The 18,700-nt window shown below is 60.0% G+C and carries 15 protein-coding genes; 5 read left to right on the top strand and 10 right to left on the bottom strand.

All coding sequences use genetic code 11. The features are described 5' to 3' along the window. Positions 1 to 282 precede the first annotated feature (282 nt). The 3 genes from EA797_RS04120 to nirB form a co-directional block, all read right to left on the bottom strand. Positions 283 to 1,098 carry a formate/nitrite transporter family protein gene (locus EA797_RS04120; RefSeq protein ID WP_122163886.1) on the bottom strand — a complete coding sequence of 272 codons (816 nt, stop codon included), beginning with the start codon at positions 1,096 to 1,098 and terminating at the stop codon, positions 283 to 285. A 78-nt stretch (positions 1,099 to 1,176) separates the two neighbouring features. After that, entirely contained in the window at positions 1,177 to 1,554 is a 378-nt protein-coding gene (gene nirD, locus EA797_RS04115; protein ID WP_122163885.1) for a nitrite reductase small subunit NirD, read from the bottom strand. Further along, entirely contained in the window at positions 1,554 to 4,112 is a 2,559-nt protein-coding gene (gene nirB / locus EA797_RS04110; RefSeq protein ID WP_122164686.1) for a nitrite reductase large subunit NirB, read from the bottom strand. Before nirB ends, nirD begins: the two co-directional genes overlap by 1 nt. Positions 4,113 to 4,718: 606 nt before the next feature. Here nirB and EA797_RS04105 point away from each other — a divergent pair. Both EA797_RS04105 and EA797_RS04100 read left to right on the top strand, forming a co-directional pair. After that, complete coding sequence (locus tag EA797_RS04105; RefSeq protein WP_122164685.1) at positions 4,719 to 5,543, top strand: aldo/keto reductase; 825 nt, start codon at positions 4,719 to 4,721, stop codon at positions 5,541 to 5,543. A gap of 174 nt (positions 5,544 to 5,717) precedes the next feature. Further along, entirely contained in the window at positions 5,718 to 7,079 is a 1,362-nt protein-coding gene (locus EA797_RS04100) for an esterase-like activity of phytase family protein (protein ID WP_122163884.1), read from the top strand. A gap of 185 nt (positions 7,080 to 7,264) precedes the next feature. Here the strand turns inward: EA797_RS04100 and EA797_RS04095 are convergent, their stop codons facing one another. Then, positions 7,265 to 8,299 carry an NADP-dependent oxidoreductase gene (locus EA797_RS04095; RefSeq protein WP_122163883.1) on the bottom strand — a complete coding sequence of 345 codons (1,035 nt, stop codon included), beginning with the start codon at positions 8,297 to 8,299 and terminating at the stop codon, positions 7,265 to 7,267. Positions 8,300 to 8,808: 509 nt separating this feature from the next. On the opposite strand from EA797_RS04095, the gene rfbD reads away from it, so the two are divergent. Together rfbD and EA797_RS04085 are read left to right on the top strand one after the other, a co-directional pair. Then, a complete protein-coding gene (gene rfbD / locus EA797_RS04090) occupies positions 8,809 to 10,866 on the top strand; it encodes a dTDP-4-dehydrorhamnose reductase (RefSeq protein ID WP_122163882.1) in 2,058 nt (685 codons plus the stop codon). A 123-nt stretch (positions 10,867 to 10,989) separates the two neighbouring features. Then, positions 10,990 to 12,153 carry an NAD(P)-dependent oxidoreductase gene (locus EA797_RS04085; protein WP_122164684.1) on the top strand — a complete coding sequence of 388 codons (1,164 nt, stop codon included), beginning with the start codon at positions 10,990 to 10,992 and terminating at the stop codon, positions 12,151 to 12,153. Positions 12,154 to 12,322: 169 nt separating this feature from the next. Here EA797_RS04085 and EA797_RS04080 read toward each other — a convergent pair whose 3' ends face one another. From EA797_RS04080 to EA797_RS22095, 3 genes are all read right to left on the bottom strand, one after another. Next, the gene (locus tag EA797_RS04080; RefSeq protein WP_122163881.1) at positions 12,323 to 12,538 is read right to left on the bottom strand and encodes a hypothetical protein; all 216 of its coding nucleotides are present in this window, start codon (positions 12,536 to 12,538) and stop codon (positions 12,323 to 12,325) included. 266 nt (positions 12,539 to 12,804) lie between these two features. Next, the gene (locus tag EA797_RS04075; protein ID WP_122163880.1) at positions 12,805 to 13,170 is read right to left on the bottom strand and encodes a YgaP-like transmembrane domain; all 366 of its coding nucleotides are present in this window, start codon (positions 13,168 to 13,170) and stop codon (positions 12,805 to 12,807) included. 42 nt (positions 13,171 to 13,212) lie between these two features. Next, entirely contained in the window at positions 13,213 to 13,347 is a 135-nt protein-coding gene (locus EA797_RS22095) for a hypothetical protein (RefSeq protein WP_256046805.1), read from the bottom strand. Positions 13,348 to 13,836: 489 nt separating this feature from the next. On the opposite strand from EA797_RS22095, the gene hppD reads away from it, so the two are divergent. Beyond that, positions 13,837 to 14,916: a 4-hydroxyphenylpyruvate dioxygenase gene (gene hppD / locus EA797_RS04070; protein WP_122163879.1), complete on the top strand. Its 1,080-nt coding sequence runs from the start codon at positions 13,837 to 13,839 to the stop codon at positions 14,914 to 14,916. Between the two features lie 127 nt (positions 14,917 to 15,043). Here hppD and EA797_RS04065 read toward each other — a convergent pair whose 3' ends face one another. The 3 genes from EA797_RS04065 to EA797_RS04055 all read right to left on the bottom strand — a co-directional run bounded on the left by EA797_RS04065 (position 15,044) and on the right by EA797_RS04055 (position 18,687). Continuing rightward, positions 15,044 to 15,766: a glycosyltransferase gene (locus EA797_RS04065; RefSeq protein ID WP_208644406.1), complete on the bottom strand. Its 723-nt coding sequence runs from the start codon at positions 15,764 to 15,766 to the stop codon at positions 15,044 to 15,046. A gap of 20 nt (positions 15,767 to 15,786) precedes the next feature. After that, entirely contained in the window at positions 15,787 to 16,473 is a 687-nt protein-coding gene (locus EA797_RS04060; RefSeq protein ID WP_208644405.1) for a TIGR04282 family arsenosugar biosynthesis glycosyltransferase, read from the bottom strand. 72 nt (positions 16,474 to 16,545) lie between these two features. Then, positions 16,546 to 18,687, bottom strand: a complete 2,142-nt coding sequence (locus tag EA797_RS04055) for an FAD-dependent oxidoreductase (RefSeq protein WP_122163877.1) — start codon at positions 18,685 to 18,687, stop codon at positions 16,546 to 16,548. Positions 18,688 to 18,700 lie beyond the last annotated feature (13 nt).

Here is an 18,700-nt window from a genome sequence, read left to right as displayed (position 1 = left end):
TGGTGCCTGATTAGTTCCGTTTACTGGAAGGCGCGAGGGGACGCTGTGTCCTTGGCTGGCGGTGGCTTAACCAGGCTCCGCATAGCTGCTGATCGCCAGCAAGCTGGCTCCTACAACTCGTCACAGCAACGCCTCGGCGCTCCTCACTGCAATAGAGGAACGGCCATCAGCTCTCGCTCTCGGGCTCTTGTAACCAATTCCAGGCTTACGTCACCGCTGCCGTGCCGCTTTTATAGGAGCCAGCTTGCTGGCGATGTTGTTGGATGTCGCTCGGTTTCCGGCTCAACGCACCAGTGCGCGCTTGGCGCCCGTCTTGACATGGGTGGTGTAGAGCGTGAGACCAGTGAATGCCAGCCCGCCCACCAGGTTACCCAGCACCGTTGGGATTTCGTTCCAGATCATGTAATCCATGATTGAGAATTCACCCCCCAAAAGCATCCCCGACGGGAACAGGAACATGTTCACCACCGAATGCTCGAAGGCCATGAAGAAGAACAGCATGATCGGCATCCACATGGCGATGACCTTGCCGCTGACCGTGGTGGAAATCATGGCCCCGACCACGCCCATGGATACCATCCAGTTGCACAGCATCCCGCGCAGGAAGATGGTGAACCAGCCGGCGAGCCCGTATTGGGCGTAACCGAGCGTTCGGTCCTCACCGATGTGCGCGATACGCTCGGCAACCGGCCCTGCCTCCTTGGAAAAGCCCATGGTGAAGACGAATGCCATCATCAGGGCAACCGTGAGCGCACCGCCGAAGTTGCCGAGAAACACGAGCCCCCAGTTGCGCAGGATGCCGCCCACCGTGACGCCGGGCCGTCTGTCTAGCAGCGCCAGCGGCGTCAGTACGAAGACGCCGGTCAACAGATCGAAGCCCATCAGGTAGAGCATGATGAAGCCCACCGGGAAGAGCATCGCACCCACCAGCGGTGAGCCGGTCTGGACCGTGACAGTCACGGCGAATACCGCGGCCAACGACAGGATGGCGCCCGCCATGAATGCGCGGATAAGGGTGTCGCGGGTAGACATGAAGATTTTCGACTCACCCGAGTCGACCATCTTGGTGACGAACTCCGAAGGAACGAGATAGGACATTTATCAATTCTCAATGTGTGTTGGCTGAACAGGTCCGGCCTGTCGTTGCGTATCGCTACTCGTTGTGCACGGCCGCGGTCAGGCCGCGGCGATTTCCACCGCATCGCCGTTGAAGCGCACCGGCCAGACCTGCAATTGCTGTTCCGGGTATTCCAGGCAGCTACCGTCAGCCAGGCGGAAGTGCTGCTTGTACAGTGGCGAGGCGATCACCAGGTCGCCCTTGAGCTGCCCCACAATGCCGCGTCCGATGACATTGGCGCCCGATTTCGGGTCCTTGTTGGCGATGGCAAACACCTGCTCGCCTGTCTCGGTTTCGGGCAGATGGAACAGCGCGACCTGCTCACCATCGAGCCAGGCGACCACGCCTGAGTTGGCGACCAGATCGCGGCGGCTGCACAGTGTCCGCCAGCTGACAGACTCATTTGTTTGCATGCGTACAGCGTTGGGCAGGCTCATCAGAGCACCTCCTCGGTGACGGGAATCAGGTGGAGTTCGGACGCGTGTACCGGCCGGCGCTGGCCACGTTCCTTGACGAAATGGATGTCCGGGTCGCCGCGCCTGTCGTTGACGAAGGTGCGGAAGCGCTTGAGCTTTTCCGGATCCTTGATGGCGTTGGCCCACTCGCATTCGTAGCGATCGACCACCAGCTGCATCTGCGCTTCCAGCTCGGCGGCCAGGTTCAGGCTGTCGTCGATGATGACCTTCTTCAGATAGTCGAGGCCGCCTTCGAGGGATTCACGCCATACCGAGGTGCGCTGCAGCTTGTCTGCGGTGCGGATGTAGAACATCAGGAAGCGATCTATGTAGCGCACCAGGGTTTCGTCATCGAGATCGGTGGCGAAAAGCTCGGCGTGACGCGGACGCATGCCGCCGTTGCCTGCGACGTACAGGTTCCAGCCGTTCTCGGTGGCGATCACGCCGATGTCCTTGCTCTGCGCTTCAGCGCATTCGCGGGTGCAGCCGGAGACGCCGAACTTGATCTTGTGTGGCGAGCGCAGGCCCTTGTAGCGATCCTCCAGGCGCAGCGCCATGCCGACACTGTCCTGTACGCCGTAACGGCACCAGGTGCTGCCGACACAGGATTTCACGGTACGCAGAGATTTGCCGTAGGCGTGACCCGTCTCGAAACCAGCCTCGATCAGCTCGCTCCAGATGTCCGGCAGCTCATGCAGCTGAGCGCCGAAAAGGTCGATGCGCTGGCCGCCGGTGATCTTGGTGTAGAGGTCGTATTTCTTGGCGATGACGCCGAGGGCGATCAGCTTGTCCGGGGTGATTTCACCGCCGGCGATGCGCGGCACCACGGAGTAGGTGCCGTTCTTCTGCATGTTCGCCATGAAGGTGTCGTTGGTGTCCTGCAGCGGGATCAGGCCCGGATCGGTGATCGGCTGGTTCCAGCAGGAGGCGAGGATCGAGCCCACCGCCGGCTTGCAGATGTCGCAGCCCGTATGGCCGCGGCCGTGTTTGGCCAACAGCTCGTTGAAACTGATAATGCCCTCCACGCGGACGATGCCGTAGAGCTCCTGGCGGGTGTGAGCGAAGTGCTCGCAGAGGCTCTTGTCGACCTCCACGCCTCGGGCGGTCAGCTCGTGCTCGAAGACCTGCTTGAGCAGCGCGCTGCAACCGCCGCAGCCGGTGCCGGCCTTGGTCGCGGCTTTGAGTTCGCCGAGGTCGGTGATGCCCGCGTCGATCTGGCAGCACACCGCACCCTTGGTGACGTTGTGGCAGGAGCAGAGAGTCGCGGTATCCGGCAGTGCATCCGCGCCCAGCGTCGGTGCGCCATCGGAAAGCGGCAGAATCAGGCTGGACGGATCGGCCGGCAGCTTGATGCCGTTCTGCGCGTACTGCAGCAGGGTGTCGTAATAGCTGTTGTCGCCGATCAGCACTGCGCCTATGACACGCTTGCCGTCTTCGGACAGCACCAGACGCCGATAGCTGGCATTGGCCTCGTCAATGAAACGGTAGCTCTTGGCGCCCGGCGTGGCTGCATGGGCGTCACCGATGGAGCCGACGTCGACGCCGAGCAGCTTAAGCTTGGTCGACATGTCGGCACCGCTGAACGGCTGGTGCGGTTCGCCGCAGAGCAGGGCAGCCAGGTTACGTGCCATGGTGTAGCCGGGCGCGACCAGGCCGAAAACCATGCCGTTCCAGGAGGCGCACTCGCCGATGGCGAAGATCGAGGGGTCGCTGGTGCGGTAATCGGTGTCGATCACCACACCGCCTCGCGGTGCGATTTCCAGCTCGGCGCTGCGCCCGAGTGCATCCTGCGGGCGAATTCCTGCAGAGAATACGATCAGATCGGTTTCCAGGCAGTCGCCATCATTGAAATTCATCCGGTAGGCATATTCCTCACCGATGACGATTTCCTGGGTGGCTCGGGAAAGGTGCACTCCGACACCCAGCGCCTCGATACGGGCCTTGAGCGCCTCGCCGCCTTCGTCGTCCAGTTGGACAGGCATCAAGCGCGGGGCAAACTCGACCACATGAGCTTCAAGACCGAGGGATTTGAGGGCATTGGCCGCTTCGAGCCCGAGTAGGCCGCCACCAACCACGACACCGCGTTTGGCGTTGCTGGCGGCGGCGCGGATGGCATCGAGGTCATCCAGGGTGCGGTAGACCAGCCGCGAATTACCTTCAGCGCCAGGAATTGGCGGTACGAAGGGGTAGGAGCCGGTAGCCAGAATCAATTTGTCGTAAGCCTGGCGACCTTCACTGGTGACCACCTCTTTTCGCTCGCGATCGATTTCCAGCACCTGCACGCCGAGGTGCATGTGCACGCCGTGGGCGGCGTAATAATCGGCCTCGCACATGGCCAGCGAGTCGGCATCGCGCCCGCCGAAGTATTCGGACAGGTGAACCCGGTCGTAGGCGCGCTGACGTTCCTCGCCGTACACGTGCAACTGATACTGGCTCAACGCGCCGCGATCGATCAGCTGCTCGACGCAGTGGTGACCCACCATGCCGTTGCCGATCACGATCAGTGTTTCGCTCTTGATCGGGGTGATGATTGCGTTCATGCCTGGTCCTCCGTCGACGCCACTCACGGCGTCGTCGTACAAAAACAAAAAAGGCGCCTGGAGCTGTCGGGCAGCTCCAGGCGCCTTTGCCTGGTACTTGAATGTGAGGGTGATCGTTCGAGCGACGTTGCCCGGCTCACCCTGTCCCGAGCCTTTAGGCTGATGGTCTTCGCTGACCCCGGGAGGCTCTGCCGAATCGGTCGGCAGGCTTTGCATGTGACATAGCAGGTTGCATGCCAGCGGCGGGTGAGGTGTGAGCGTGAAGGGAGTACTGCGACGGAATGGGTGGGCTGAGACCCAACCTGCACAAGCGACGATCTACCCTAGGCTAGGCTTGAACTTGCCAGTTGGCTCTAGAAGGCTTCCCGTCCGGTCTCGCTTTCAGGGGCGAGGCACTGACCCAGAAGGGTGCGACGTTAAAGATCAGTTCCCTTTTTTGGGGCGATATGGCAAGGGATACCACCTGATGCCGAACCTTGCGCTGCTGCGCTCGGTCATTACACGACTTCCCGGTAGCAGCATGATTAGCCTCGCTGCTGGCCTTACTCTCTGACGAACCCTGGAGCTCCCTTGAACAAGGTTATTGAACAACCCCTTTTGCTTGGCATGATGCGCCTGATGCAGTACGCCGAGCTGGCGCAACCACAGCACTTGCTGGGCTTTATCGAGCGGTGCGTGGAGCGTGGCGTGAGCGGTTTCGACCACGCCGATATCTATGGTGGCGGTGACTGCGAAGCACATTTCGGCGCTGCGTTGAAACTGAACCCGACGTTGCGTCAGAAGATCCAGCTGATCGGCAAGGCGGATATCGTCCCCGCTGAACAGGATCGCTCCAGATGGAAGGTCAAGCATTACAACACCGAGGCGACGTATCTGGTCGAAGCGGTCGAGGGCACGCTCAAGCGGCTCGGCGTCGAACGCCTCGACGGCTTTCTGCTGCATCGTCCAGACCCCTTGTTGCGGGTACATGAGGTCGCGCGGACCCTCGATGATCTGGTCAGCAGTGGCAAGGTCGGATGGCTCGGTGTTTCCAACGCGGAGCTGTTGCAATGCCAGGTCCTGGCGCGTGAATTGCCGCTACGCTGCAACCAGATCGAACTCTCTTTGCAGGCGCAGGATTGCGCGTGGGACGGTCGGCTGCATGCGCTGGAAAGCGAAGGCCTGCAGGTGCTGGCCTGGTCGCCGATGGCTGGAGGGCGTTTTGCGGCAGGGTTGCAAACCGTGCTGGATGAAGTAGGTGAAGCGCTCAACGCGACGGCCAATCAGGTCGCTCTTGCCTGGGTTCGAAAATTACCGGGTAGCCCTGTTCCCATCCTTGGCAGCTTGCGTTGGCAGCGTATCGAAGAAGCCCTGGACGGCGCGCATTTGCAGCTGGATACGCCTACATGGTTTCGGCTTGCCGAAGCGGCCCGGGGTTACGAGGTCGCTTAATCAAGGCTCGCCACGACCAACCCGGCGGCGGCGCGTCTTCGGCGCGGCGGCCTTCCGTCGGCTCGCAGGAAAGCGCCATATTCCTGACATAGTCTGTTTCTAGGGTATGCGTCTGACGCCGCAGCACCGTGCGCATCGCGTGGTGCCGGCTCCACCGGATGGAGATCCTGCCTCATGCGATTCCCGAAGCCGCTCGTCCTGGCGATTGCCGCTGCAATCCTCCCACCCGTCTTCGCTGCGCCGGTCTTGGCTGCTAGCAACACCCTGGTGGGTTGGGCGATGTTGCCAGCCGACACCTTCTCCGACGGCCCGACATCGGGTCAGATGGCCAACGCCAATCCCTATGGCACCTTTCAGCCACCCTACGAAAATCGCCAGCCCGTGCAGGGGTTTTCCGCAGTGCTGCCTGGAGCTGAAGAGAACAGTTTCGTGGTCATGACCGACAACGGCTTCGGTGCACAGAGTAATTCGGCCGATACGCTGTTGCGGCTATACAGTGTGCGTCCGGATTTTCGTACTGCCACCGGTGGCAGCGGCAAGGTCAGTGCAAGCGACTACCTTAGCGGGGCACCGCTGGCACGCTTCACCCATCCATCACGCCTAACGCTCAATGACATCAATCAGAAGCTGGATCTGCCGATCCAGGCCGACTACCGCTTCTACTACAACGATGGCTCCAAGCCTCGTGTCGCTAGCGACATCGAGTTTGGTCGACTACTCACCGGCGCGGATCTGGACATCGAATCGGTGCGCCGCGACAAAAACTGCGCAATGTGGTTTGGCGACGAGTTCGGCCCCTATCTGATCAAGACCGATGCGTCCGGCACCGTAACGCGCAGCGCAATCTCACTGCCGGGGGTGTACGCGCCGCAGCACAAGGATGTTGTTGCAGGGCGGGCGACCGCGAACCTTGGCGGCTCCGGTGGTTTCGAAGGCATGGCTATCAACCCGCGTGGTGATCGCCTCTACACCCTGTTGGAGAAAACGGTCAATGGCGATCCCGCCGGAACGCTGCGGATCAACGAGTTCGACATCGAGCAGGAGCGTTACACCGGCAAGGTGTTCTTCTACCGGATGCAGGCGCCGGAACACGCTATCGGTGACATGACCGCGATTGATGAGACGCGCTTCCTGATCATTGAGCGCAATGGCGCAACCGCCACCAGCGGTACGCCGTTCAAGCGGATCTATCTGATCGACACGCGCGGCGTGGATAGTGGCGGCTCGGTACGCAAGACCGAAGTGGTGGACCTCATGCAGCTCGCCGATCCGGATGACCTGAACGGTGACGGGCAGCGCACGTTCACATTCCCCTACGTGACCATCGAAAGCGTGCTGCCGCTGGATTCGCGCACCTTGCTGGTAACCAACGACAACAACTTCCCTTATGGGGGCGGGCGTGGGCTGAATGCGGACGTAACCGAATTCCTGAAGATCCGTCTCGCCAAGCCGATTCCCGGCGTTCGCCCTCCGCATTTGCAGCAAATGAAGGATGCGCGCCGCTGTGAAGTGGCCTCCAGCACGAAACAGGGCTGATACGGCCGATAGCGGGTCAAACGCTCTTGCCTGCCGATCAGCGACGACAATCTTGTCCTGATCGGCAGGTGTTGCCAGTGGTGCCTTGGGACTGGATGTGTCCGGCTCGGGGTGCACTGATCAGCCGGAGTGGTACGTCTATGGAGTGAGCCTCCTGACTTGCCGTGCTATCGGCGACGTTTCAGTCAAGCCTCGCTAACCTGCACCACCAGTTTCCCGAAATTCTTGCCTTCCAACAGGCCAATGAATGCCTCGGGCGCGTTCTCCAGACCTTGCACGATCTGCTCGCGGTACTTGATCTTGCCTTCTGCGTACCAGGCGCTCATATCACGGGCGAACTCGTCGTAGCGGTGGCCGTAATCGTTGAAAATGATGAAACCCTGCATCCGCATGCGCTTCTTGAGCAAGGTGTCGAGCAACAATGGCAGGCGGTCCGGGCCATCCGGCAGGTCCGTGCTGTTGTATTGCGCGACAACGCCGCAAACCGGCACCCGAGCGCTGGTGTTGAGCAGCGGCAAAACAGCATCGAAGACCTTGCCGCCGACGTTCTCGAAATATACGTCGATGCCGTCCGGGCAGTTCTTGGCCAGTTGCGCTGGAAAATCTTCGGCGCGGTGATCGATGCACGCATCGAAGCCGAGTGTTTCCACTGCATGCCGACACTTTTCGGCCCCGCCTGCGATGCCCACTACGTGGCAGCCTTTGAGTTTGCCGATTTGCCCGACCGTGGCGCCGACCGGCCCGGTCGCGGCGGCGACGACCAGCGTCTCACCTGCTTTGGGTTGGCCGATGTCCAGCAGCCCCATGTACGCGGTAAAGCCCGGCATTCCCAGCACGCCAAGGGCGTGGGACGGGTGCTCCATTTCAGCGCCGAGCTTGAGCAGCCCGGTACCGTCGGAAAGGGCAAAGTCCTGCCAACCGTTGCCGCTGAGTACCCAGTCGCCATCTTTATAGTCTGGGTGTCGCGATTCGACGACTCGACACACCGTGCCACCCACCATCACATCGTCTATTTCCATCGGTGGCGCATAGGAAGGCCCGGCGCTCATGCGGCCACGCATGTAGGGGTCGAGCGAGAGGTAAACGGTGCGCAGCAGAATTTCGCCATTGCCCGGGCTCGGTATCGGCCCGGTTTCCAGGCGGAAATTATCAGCGCTCGGCGCACCGTGCGGCCGGGACGCGAGGCGGATGCTGCGGTTGTGTTGCGCTTGCTGGGTCATCAGCGTCTCCCGTGGTCATCAAGACAGATGAATGTGGGAGCGTTGGGAGCACAGAGCGTTCAATGAATCCGGATGAAGCGGCGATTCATGTGCGCAGTTGTGGGCGTGGAGGATGTACTCATCCAGATCGGTCAACGATTGGGGCGAGGAACCCCCACACATCCCGTAGGTCTGTGACTGGATTGCATCAATACGTCGCAATCAGAACAGGTCAGGCTTCCTGGTTCTATTGCATGCGGCTGAAGCGCTTCTACAGCTGCTTTCTCGTCACTGTATTTCCGTGCCGGATTTATCAATTACCGGTGGGTCACGGAGACGCATCGAGTTCGAGATCGTGGCGTAATATTTCGTTGCAAGTTGATGAACCCTTCTGAAGTTCCTCTGTCAGAGCAGTGCGTCATGGCCAATGCACATGACGGGCCATGCAGCGCGCTAGACGCTCTGCGCGGTCCAGACCCCTGATTATCCGAGTGAACTTTCGCCTACCTAATCGAGTGCCGAGCGCCTTAATGGACCAGATATACGCAGTCGTACTGTCGTACAAACGCAAGGATTTGCTGAAGCGCTGCCTGGACGGGATAAACGCCCAGACCCGCCCGTGCGCCGGGATCATCGTTGTTGATAACGCTAGCGGTGACGGCACCGAAGAGATGCTGCTTCAGTCGCAGCTGCCCAATCTCAAAGTGTATGTGTTGTCGCATAACACCGGCGCATCGGGCGGCTTTAGTGCCGGCTTCCGGATTGCCTACCAGCAGGGCGCCGACTACATCTGGATGATGGACGACGATGTGATTCCAGAGCCAAATGCTCTGGAAGAACTGCTCGGCGCCGGAGACCGCTTGACGGCCAAGGGCCACCCCTATTCATTTCTTCTGTCCCGGGCCTATACCGAAGATGGCCTGCTGACCAACGTACCTAGCGTCGATACTCGCACCAACGAGGTCGATTACGAAAACTGGCCACTACTGCTCGACTTGGGTGTAATTCCCGTGCGTCCGGCAACCTACGTGTCGATCCTGGTACCGCGGGCCTCATTGCAGCGCCATGGGCTGCCCCTGGCCGCCATGTTCATGTGGGGCGATGACACCGAATACACGATGCGCATCAGTCAGGACGCCCCAGGCTACCTTGTGGCTTCAAGCAAGGTTTGGCATCTGCGCAAGGTCAGCGGTTCAATCAGTATCCAGCGCGAAGTCGATCCGAATCGTACGGCTTTGCACCGGCATTTCGTCCGCAATGAGCTGTTCATCGCCCGTCGCTATTACAGCCGTCGACGCGTGGTGACCGTCTTCCTGTCACGCCTGATACTCGCGGCGCGGATGTTCAAGGCAGGCCAGACGCACAAGTCACGGATTGTGGTTCGGGGCCTGCTTGAAAGCTTCCGCTTCAAGCCAACTCCCGAATCTGCTGACGCCCCGGTAGAAGCACTCGGCGTGACCTATCGGGTATTGAGCCCGGAACCGTCGAGTCAGAAGCCTTATGACACTGTTCAGGCGACACCTGTCGCGACATCGCCAGCCATCGAGGCGGCGCCGCTCGAAGACAACACCCCAAAGCCTGATCGCTCCAATATGCGTGTGCTGGTTTGTGGTTCCGGTGGCCAAGTCGGGAATTGCATCGTCAACCAGGCCGCCAGCTTTGGTCTGGAAGCGATAGGTCTCTCGCGCCAGGCGCTGGACATCACCTCTGCGACTCAGATCCGCGAAGCCATCGAGCTCTACAAGCCGGCGCTGATCATCAACGCCGCGGCCTATACCAATCTTGATCATGCGGAAGCGGAAGTGGCACAGGCCGAAGCGGTCAATCGCGATGGTGCCGCCAATCTGGCAATCGCTGCCCGCCAGGCCGGCATACCCCTGTTTCACCTGTCCAGCGAATACGTGTTCTCCGGCGACAGCACCGCGCCGTACCGCGAAACAGATCAGCCGATGCCCAACAGCGTCTACGGAACCACTCGCCTTGCTGGCGAGCAGGCCATCAGCCAGACGCTGGACCGCTACCTGATCCTGCGCACCAGCTGGATCTACGGGGAGCGGGGCAACAACTTCGTCAAGACCATGCTGAATCTCGGGAGCAAGACCGAAGAGATCTCGGTTGTCAGCGATCAAGTCGGCTGCCCGACCCGGGCCCGCAGCGTTGCTCGGGTGTTCATCGAACTGGCTCTGCGTTATTGCCGCGACGGTGATCTCAAATGGGGCTTGTACCACTACAGCGGTGCGGCCTGGTGCAGCTGGGCAGAGTTCGCGACAGAGATCTTCCGTGAAGCGGAGCAGGCTGGCTTGATCGAAAAGGCGCCGCGGGTTTTGCCAGTGCCAAGTGAGCGTCTGCCGCGCGCGGCGATGCGCCCAGCCTGGTCGGTACTGGACTGCACGCTCATCGAAGCCACATTCGGAATTCGACCTAAACACTGGCGCGAAGAACTGAATCACGTGATTCGTCGGATGAGCGATGTGCCAGCCGCCCCGTGCGGGCCGGCACCCAGCAGGGTGCCGTTCAGGGCTTATCCGTTCGCTATTACTGATGAGCCGGCACAGCTGAACGTTTCGCAGGCGGTTAGCCAAAGCTGATTAGACCGAATGGTTGAGTCGGGGAATTTATCTAAATGTTACGGTCAGAAGGCCATAACAATACAAAGGGATTTAGTGATGAAGGACGCAGCAATCAAAAGGGTGGGTGTGTCGGGTACAGGGATGATTTCGCACTGCTTCGTCCGCCTGATCATGAACCACTACAAGGACATGACCATAAGCCGTGTCCTGACCCGCAGACGCATAGATACCATGGGCGATTTCCCAGCCCGGCACGCCCTGACTAATTCCATCGATGATCTTCTGGAACATTCGGACATAATCGTCGAGTGCACGGGCGACGTGTTCTTCGGCACGGAAGTCATCGAGCGTGCGTTCGAGGCTGGCATCCCGGTTGTAACCATCAATGCCGAGCTTCAGATCACCACCGGTTCCTATCTATCCGGTAAGGGGCTTCTGACCGAAGCCGAAGGCGATCAGCCGGGCTCTCTGGCCGCATTGCGGGAAGATGCGCTGCAGATGGGGTTCCAGCCGTTGGTGTACGGCAACATGAAGGGCTACCTGAACCACAACCCTAGCCGCGAGGACATGGCTTACTGGTCCAATCGGCAGGGCACCAGCATCGAGCAGACCACTTCGTTCACCGATGGCACCAAGGTGCAGATCGAGCAGGCTGTGGTGGGCAACGGTTTCGGCGCGACGATTTCGAGACGTGGGCTCGAAGGCGTGGCGTCGACGGATCTGAACACCAGTGGCAACGCGCTTGCCTTGATTGCCGAAGGCATCGGCCAACCTATCGTCGATTACGTGATACCGAGCGGATATTCAGCTGGTGGTGTGTTTCTGGTCTGTCGACACGATGAGGAACAAGCCCCTGCGATCGAGTATTTCAAGATGGGTGCAGGGCCGTATTACGTACTGACTCGACCCTTCCACCTGTGCTCGCTTGAAGTCGGCAAAACGGTGCGTCGGGTACTGGCGGGCGGCGGCGTATTGTTGAATAACTCCGTAACGCCGACTTTGGGCGTGGCTGCGATAGCCAAGCGTGAAATGAAGGCCGGCGACATGATCACCCGCGGGATCGGTGGTTTCGACGTACGTGGAGAAGCCATCAAGCTGGTCGACGAACTCGATCATGTGCCCATCGGTCTGCTTCGCAATACGGTCCTGAAAAGAGCGGTGGAGCCGGGTCAGCTGATCACCTTTGACGACATCGAAGTACAGCCGAGTCGAGTGATGGACATCATCATTCAGCAACAGCAAAAGGTGGCTCAGCAATTCGAAGAAGATATGCCAACCTGCGGACTACTGCAGCAGGCTCGATAATGGGCAGTTGAGGCACGGCGGGATGGCCAGGGACAGGGGGCATTCAGGTGTGTCTCAGATGCAGGCGTTAATCTGCAGCTGAATTGATGTATCCGCGTCTGTTGAAATGACGCTTTCCGCATCCAGCGGATGCCGCAGCGCTCGGCATCCGTCTGGCTTGATCGCTACGCTATACGAGCCGAGCGTGATCCTCGTTGGAGAGGAGTGCGCTCGGCTCGCTAATGGAATTCCAGAGCGTTTTCGCCAATTGCACAACCGCACCGCCGAAGCCTAACGCTTCGTTCTGAGCGTCCTGCTCGTTTTCAAATACCGCCAACACGCTGCCGTAGGAATAGACGACTCCCCATTGCTCGGTGTTTTCGGTGTCTGCCTTAATGATGTCCATCGATGTTATTCCTGAGGATGTTTCGTGGTGTGACAAAATCACGGCGCATAGATAACATGGAGTCAAATAAACGGCAATTGCCGTTCGGCGGCGGATTTTTGCACTGCCTGCAAAGGCACCATAGTTGTCAAAATGCGGTACACCAGCCGCTCTAAATCCGACGAATAGCGCAGCTGTGACACCCTCAGTCATAGCGTCTCAACAGCGATTGGAGCGGCCGCGAGCACAGAGGGTGGCGTCGTTTGTAGGCAGCCACCCACAATGCATTAAATGCGGCGCTCGCCGGGGTGGGTTTCATGGCCCATTGGGGTGGCGTCCGGCAGCGTGACTTCAGGCTCCGCGAAATCCGGGCTGTGGACTTCGGAGTCCATCGGCATGTGGCTGTAGCGTTGTTTAGCGGCGAGATCCTGTTGATGGGACTGATGCTCGGTTTCGGTGAGGATACGCTTGGCCTCACAGCGACCGCTCATGCCTCGCGCCAATGCCATACCGCCCATGGCGAGCTGCAGCATGCCACTCAAGCCACCGCGGCGAAGCCCTTTGCCGAGCAGCATCAAGCCGCCGGCAACCGATGCGGTGCGCTCCCAGCCGTGTACGTTCTGCGGTGCGGTCTTATCGAAAAGTCGGTTCATGGTCATCTACTCATCTAAAGGAGAAATAAAGGGAAGAGGCGATCAACCAAGCGGACTTTCGTCCAGGTCCTCGCGCTCATCAACGCTGGTGGTATCAGCGGAATTAGGCTCGTCGCCGTACTCGTCATAGTCCGGAGAGGTCTGGTCCTCACCCGGTTTGGATTCTGTTGTGTTCATGGCTAACCTCACTGGTGTGTAGGGTTCGGCAACGATCCTTTGCGGTTCGTTCTGAATGACGGATGAACGGAATGCGCCATGTGACGGGAATACTTGATGGACACTACGGGTTCGGCGCAGTGCTTGACACCGAAGGGGTACTCGCGCAAATTCCACTAAACGTAACTCGATTACGCAAAAACAATAGCGCGCCGATCATCGAGCGCGACGTGACCTGCAGCGTGGCACTGACGATGGAACAATCCGCCTCCTTTGGTATTCGCTCATCCCTCTTTCCTTCATCCAAGTGGGTTACGGATTCAGGCGAAGTAGGGTGCCGTCCACGCGGTTGCAGGCTGGCAGTGAGCCGCTGACATGAAAACCCTTGGCTTTCGATTGACCCTTGGCGACCACCTAGGTCGCAGCGTCCGTGGGATTTCCTGTGCGCCGCCGAGTTGAGCTTCTGTATCCGCCAACTCGTCTACGTACCGTTATTCCAAGGAGCCACTCATGGCCGACCTGTTTGAAAACCCAATGGGCCTCATGGGCTTCGAGTTCATCGAATTTGCCTCGCCCACACCGAATGTCATCGAACCCGTCCTGGAAAGCATGGGCTTCTCCCATGTAGCCAACCACCGTTCCAAAGACGTCGCGCTGTATCGCCAGGGCGAGATCAACGCCATCGTCAATCGCGAGGCCAAAGGCCTGCCGGCCTATTTTGCAGCCGAGCACGGGCCTTCCGTGTGTGGCATGGCGTTTCGTGTAATGGATGCTCAGAAAGCCTATTCGCGCGCGCTGGAGCTCGGTGCCCAGGCTATCGAACTGCCCACCGGGCCGATGGAGTTGCGGTTGCCGGCCATCAAAGGCATCGGCGGTGCACCGCTGTACCTGATCGACCGCTTTGGTGAAGGCAGCTCGATCTACGACATCGACTTCGTGTTTCTCGAAGGTGTCGATCGCCATCCCGTCGGCGCTGGACTCAAGATCATCGACCACCTCACTCACAACGTGTATCGCGGGCGCATGGCTTATTGGGCCGACTTCTACGAGAAGCTCTTCAACTTCCGTGAGATCCGCTACTTCGACATCAAAGGTGAATACACCGGGTTGACCTCAAAGGCCATGACCGCGCCGGACGGCATGATCCGCATCCCGCTCAATGAGGAGTCATCGAAAGGCGCTGGCCAGATCGAGGAGTTCCTCATGCAGTTCAATGGCGAAGGAATCCAGCATGTCGCCTTCCTTACCGACAACCTGATCGAAACCTGGGACAAGCTGAAGGCCAGTGGCACGGTGTTCATGACCGCGCCGCCGGAAACCTACTATGAAATGCTGGAAGGGCGGCTGCCGGGTCATGGTGAGCCGGTGGAAGAGTTGAAGTCCCGCGGGATTCTGTTGGACGGTGCTCTGGAAGACGGCGAACAGAGGCTGCTGCTGCAGATCTTCTCCGGCACGCTGCTGGGGCCGGTGTTCTTCGAGTTCATTCAGCGCAAGGGTGACAGCGGGTTCGGGGAAGGCAACTTCAAAGCGCTGTTCGAATCCATCGAACGCGACCAGATCAAACGTGGCGTGCTGAGCACTGCTGAATAAGGGGGCTTAGTCGGCGGTGGGTCTTCAGCGCCCGCCGCTGGCGAACGTGATGCCATCGGGTAACTGACTTGGAGCCCTGAGCCCATCACCCTTCTGCAATGTGAATAGCGGTTATACGGCGGCCTTGTCAGGTGTCGTCGTTGGATTTGGACCTTTGCTTCCCGCTCCGCCGAACTGCCGGCCCGCTGTAGAGCTTTGCCAGTCTGAATGGCGAAACCTTGAGCATGAAGCCCAGCGCCAGCAGGCGATTGCGTAGCGAACGCCGCCACCAGCCGTCCCGTTGCCAGCGACGCGCACTGACGCGTAATCCGCTCTCAAGGCAGCAAAACTCCCCTCGCTTGCGCAGCCCTTTGACCAGCGGTACTTCTTCGAACAGCGGCCACGCCGCGTGCTGCCCGGCATTGAAGTAGGCGTCGCGCCTGACGAAGATGCCTTGATCTCCGTAGGGCACGCCAAACCGATTGCGCCACGCCACCAGCCGCTCCAGCAAACGGCCCTGCCAGCTATTCGTGTCGATGAAGCGAAAGGCGAAATAGCCGCCAATGGCGCCGCCCTCGATGGCAGCTCGAATTTTGGCCAGCGGATTGAGTTCCAGGTGTGCGTCCGCGTGAAGAAACCAGAACACATCATGTTCGGCCAGCGCAGCGCCTTGACGCAGTTGATCACCACGCGAAGGTGTCGCGGGCAACCAATGCGCGCCGAATCGCTGGCACAACAGATGACAAGCCTCAGTGGACGCCGCGTCGACCACGATGATCTGCATCGCCGCCACGTCCTCGGTTGAGGCCTGGCGCAGCTGCGCGAGCAGGCGCTCAAGATGAAGCTCATCCTTCCAGCAGGGAATGATCACGCTGACTCTGCATGCCGCCGTCATAACGGCTGGATACCCAGCGTATCGAGCGATGCCAGCAGGGCGCGGCGGGCAGGACGAATGTCGTCGGCAAGCTGCTGCCTTGCGTAAGCGAGATCGGCCAACTCATCTATATCGAAGGATTTCCCGCAGTACCTCACTACATGGCCCTCATTGCGACAGATCTCAGCAAGGGCCTCACCGAGCCGCTCTGAACTCCAGGGTAGCTCCGTGAGATCCGGCCACGGTCGGTTGGAGGCCATCAGCGTCACGCCGCCGTCACGTGCGCCGATCAGCACGGTGTCATCGGTTATCAGCGCTGTGCATACGCGTTGGTAGTCGATGGGCGTCAGAGCCGGCGCATCGCTGCCGATGAATACCAGGGCTCGATGACCAGCGTCGCGCAATTCGCGATCCAGAGCATTCAAGCGCACACCGAGGTTGCCGCTTGATTGAGCCAGACACATCGCCTGAGGCGCGTGGAGGTGCGCCCAGCCGCAGGCATCGGATTGATCGGGCGCAATCACGACCGGGCCTGGCCAGTCATGAATGTCTTCGAGCGAGCAATCGAACAGTTGCTCGGCAATTCGCAGAGCTGCCGCTGCGCCGACCCGGGCTGCCAATCGTTGCTTGCCGTGCCCAAGTGCGGGACGTTTGCAGACCAGCACCAGCGTGGGATGTTTTGACGGCATCTGTTCTGCGCTCATCGTCTGCTCGGTCGATTCAAGTTTATGCCCGTCTGCGGGCTCTTCCAGGATTGGCGCATTCGATTGGCGGCTTTAGCCTAGCCGCCACCGATGAAACCGCGCTACCCAACCCAATAAACGCGCGGGTGCATGGGCGCGTTTCCAGGCGCCGGCAGCATATTTGTTGGCTTCGGCCAGGGTAGGGTAGATGTGGATAGTGCCGAGAATCTTGTTCAAGCCCAACCCGTGTTTCATCGCCGACACGTATTCGGTTATCAGGTCGCCCGCATGCTCGCCAACTATAGTGGCGCCGAGGATGCTGTCCTTGCCGCGGACCGTCAGTACCTTGATATAGCCGCTTGGTGTGCCGTCGGCGATGGCACGATCCAGCTCATCCATGGCGAAGCAGGTCACTTCATAGGCGATCCCCTGCGCCTTGGCTTCGCGTTCGTTCAGGCCGACATGGGCGACTTCCGGGTCGGTGAAGGTCGCCCAGGGGATTACCCGATAATCCACTTTGAATCGTTTGAACCCGTCGAACAGTCCGTTGACTGCGCCATACCATGCCTGATGCGCGGAAACGTGGGTGAACTGAAATGGACCGGTTACATCGCCGACCACCAGAATGTTAGGGAAGCGTGTTGCCAGATACTCGTCGCAGCCAAGGGTGCCGTTGCTCCGCACATTTAGGCCCAGCTCCTCGGCACCGAAACCCTTGATGTTGGCAGTGCGGCCGAGCGCCAGCAGCACCTGATCGAAGCTAATGGTCGCTTCAACGTCGTTCGCCAGATCGGTATAGATTAGGCGCCTCTGACCATCGACTACCTCGAAGCGCTCGGCGTTGTGTCGCAAGCGCACATCAACGCCATCCGCACGCATGCCCGCCAGCACAGCCGCGCTGGCCTCATCGTCCTCGCGGGGCAGCAGCCGCTCATTACGTTGTATCAGCGTGACTGCTGAACCTAGGCGCTGGAAGGCCTGTGCCAGTTCGCAACCGATCGGGCCGCCGCCCAATACCAGCAGACGCTTGGGTTGCTCGCGCAATGCCCACACCGTGTCCGACGTAAGCGGGGCCACCTGGTCGATGCCGGGGATGTCAGGCACCGTCGGGCGAGCTCCGGTTGCAATGACGATGGCGCGAGTGGTGAGACGCTGGCCATTGACCTCAACCGTCCAGGGCGATGTGATGCGCGCTTCGCCGTCGATCACTTCGACGCCGAGACGGGTGTAGCGCTCGACTGAATCATGTGGCTCTATGGTTGCGATCACGCGCTGTATGCGCGTCATCACTGCGGCGAAATCCACGTCACCGCCGACCGGCCGTAGCCCAAGACGCTCGGCATGCTTGAGGTCATGGGCCAGCTTGGCCGAGCGGATCAGTGCCTTGGACGGCACGCAGCCCGTGTTCAGGCAATCGCCGCCCATCTTGTGCTTCTCGATCAAAGTGACCTTGGCTTTCACCGCCGCTGCGATATAGGCGCTGACCAGGCCGCCGGAACCGGCGCCGATCACCACGAGGTTACGGTCGAAGCGTCCTGGTTTTTCCCACCCCGCATACACCTTGCGGGCTTCGAACCAGTACAGGATTTTGCGCGAAACGATCGGTAGCAAACCCAGTAACACGAACGCGCCTATCAGACCTGGCGACAGGATGCCGCTCAGCGAGTCCAGTTGCGCCAACTCGCGCCCGGCATTCACATACACCAGCGTACCCGGCAGCATGCCCAGCTGACTGACCCACCAGAACGTGCGCACGGGCAGCGTAGTCAGGCCCATTGCCAGGTTGATCAGGAAGAAGGGAAATACCGGCACCAGGCGCAAGGCGAACAGATAGCTTGCGCCTTCGCGCTCCACGCCCTGGTTGATCTTCGCCAGACGCTGACCGAAGCGCGTCTGCACCCAATCGCGCAGCAGATAGCGGCTAAGCAGCATGCCCAAGGTGGCGCCAAGGGTTGAGGCCAGGGATACGACCACGGTGCCGACGAGCAGGCCGAACAGCGCGCCGCCCGCGAGCGTCATCAACGCCGCGCCGGGCAGGGAAAGGGTGGTGACCAGTACGTAAAGGCTGAAGAAGATGCCAGCGGCGATCCACGGTTGCGCGTTCACCTTGGCATCGAGCGCGGCCTGCTGCGCCTTGAGTGCATCGAGATCGAGGTACTGACCGATGTCGAACACGAAGAAGCCAGCCAGCAACACCAGCAACAGAACCAGCAGCGCAATCTTGCGGCTATTCATCCCTGTAACTCCA

This window comes from Stutzerimonas zhaodongensis, from assembly GCF_003696365.1.
In the GTDB taxonomy this organism is placed as follows: Bacteria; Pseudomonadota; Gammaproteobacteria; order Pseudomonadales; family Pseudomonadaceae; genus Stutzerimonas; species Stutzerimonas zhaodongensis.
The sequence above is the reverse complement of the archived record's forward strand: the minus strand, read 5'-3'. Positions and strand labels throughout refer to the sequence as shown.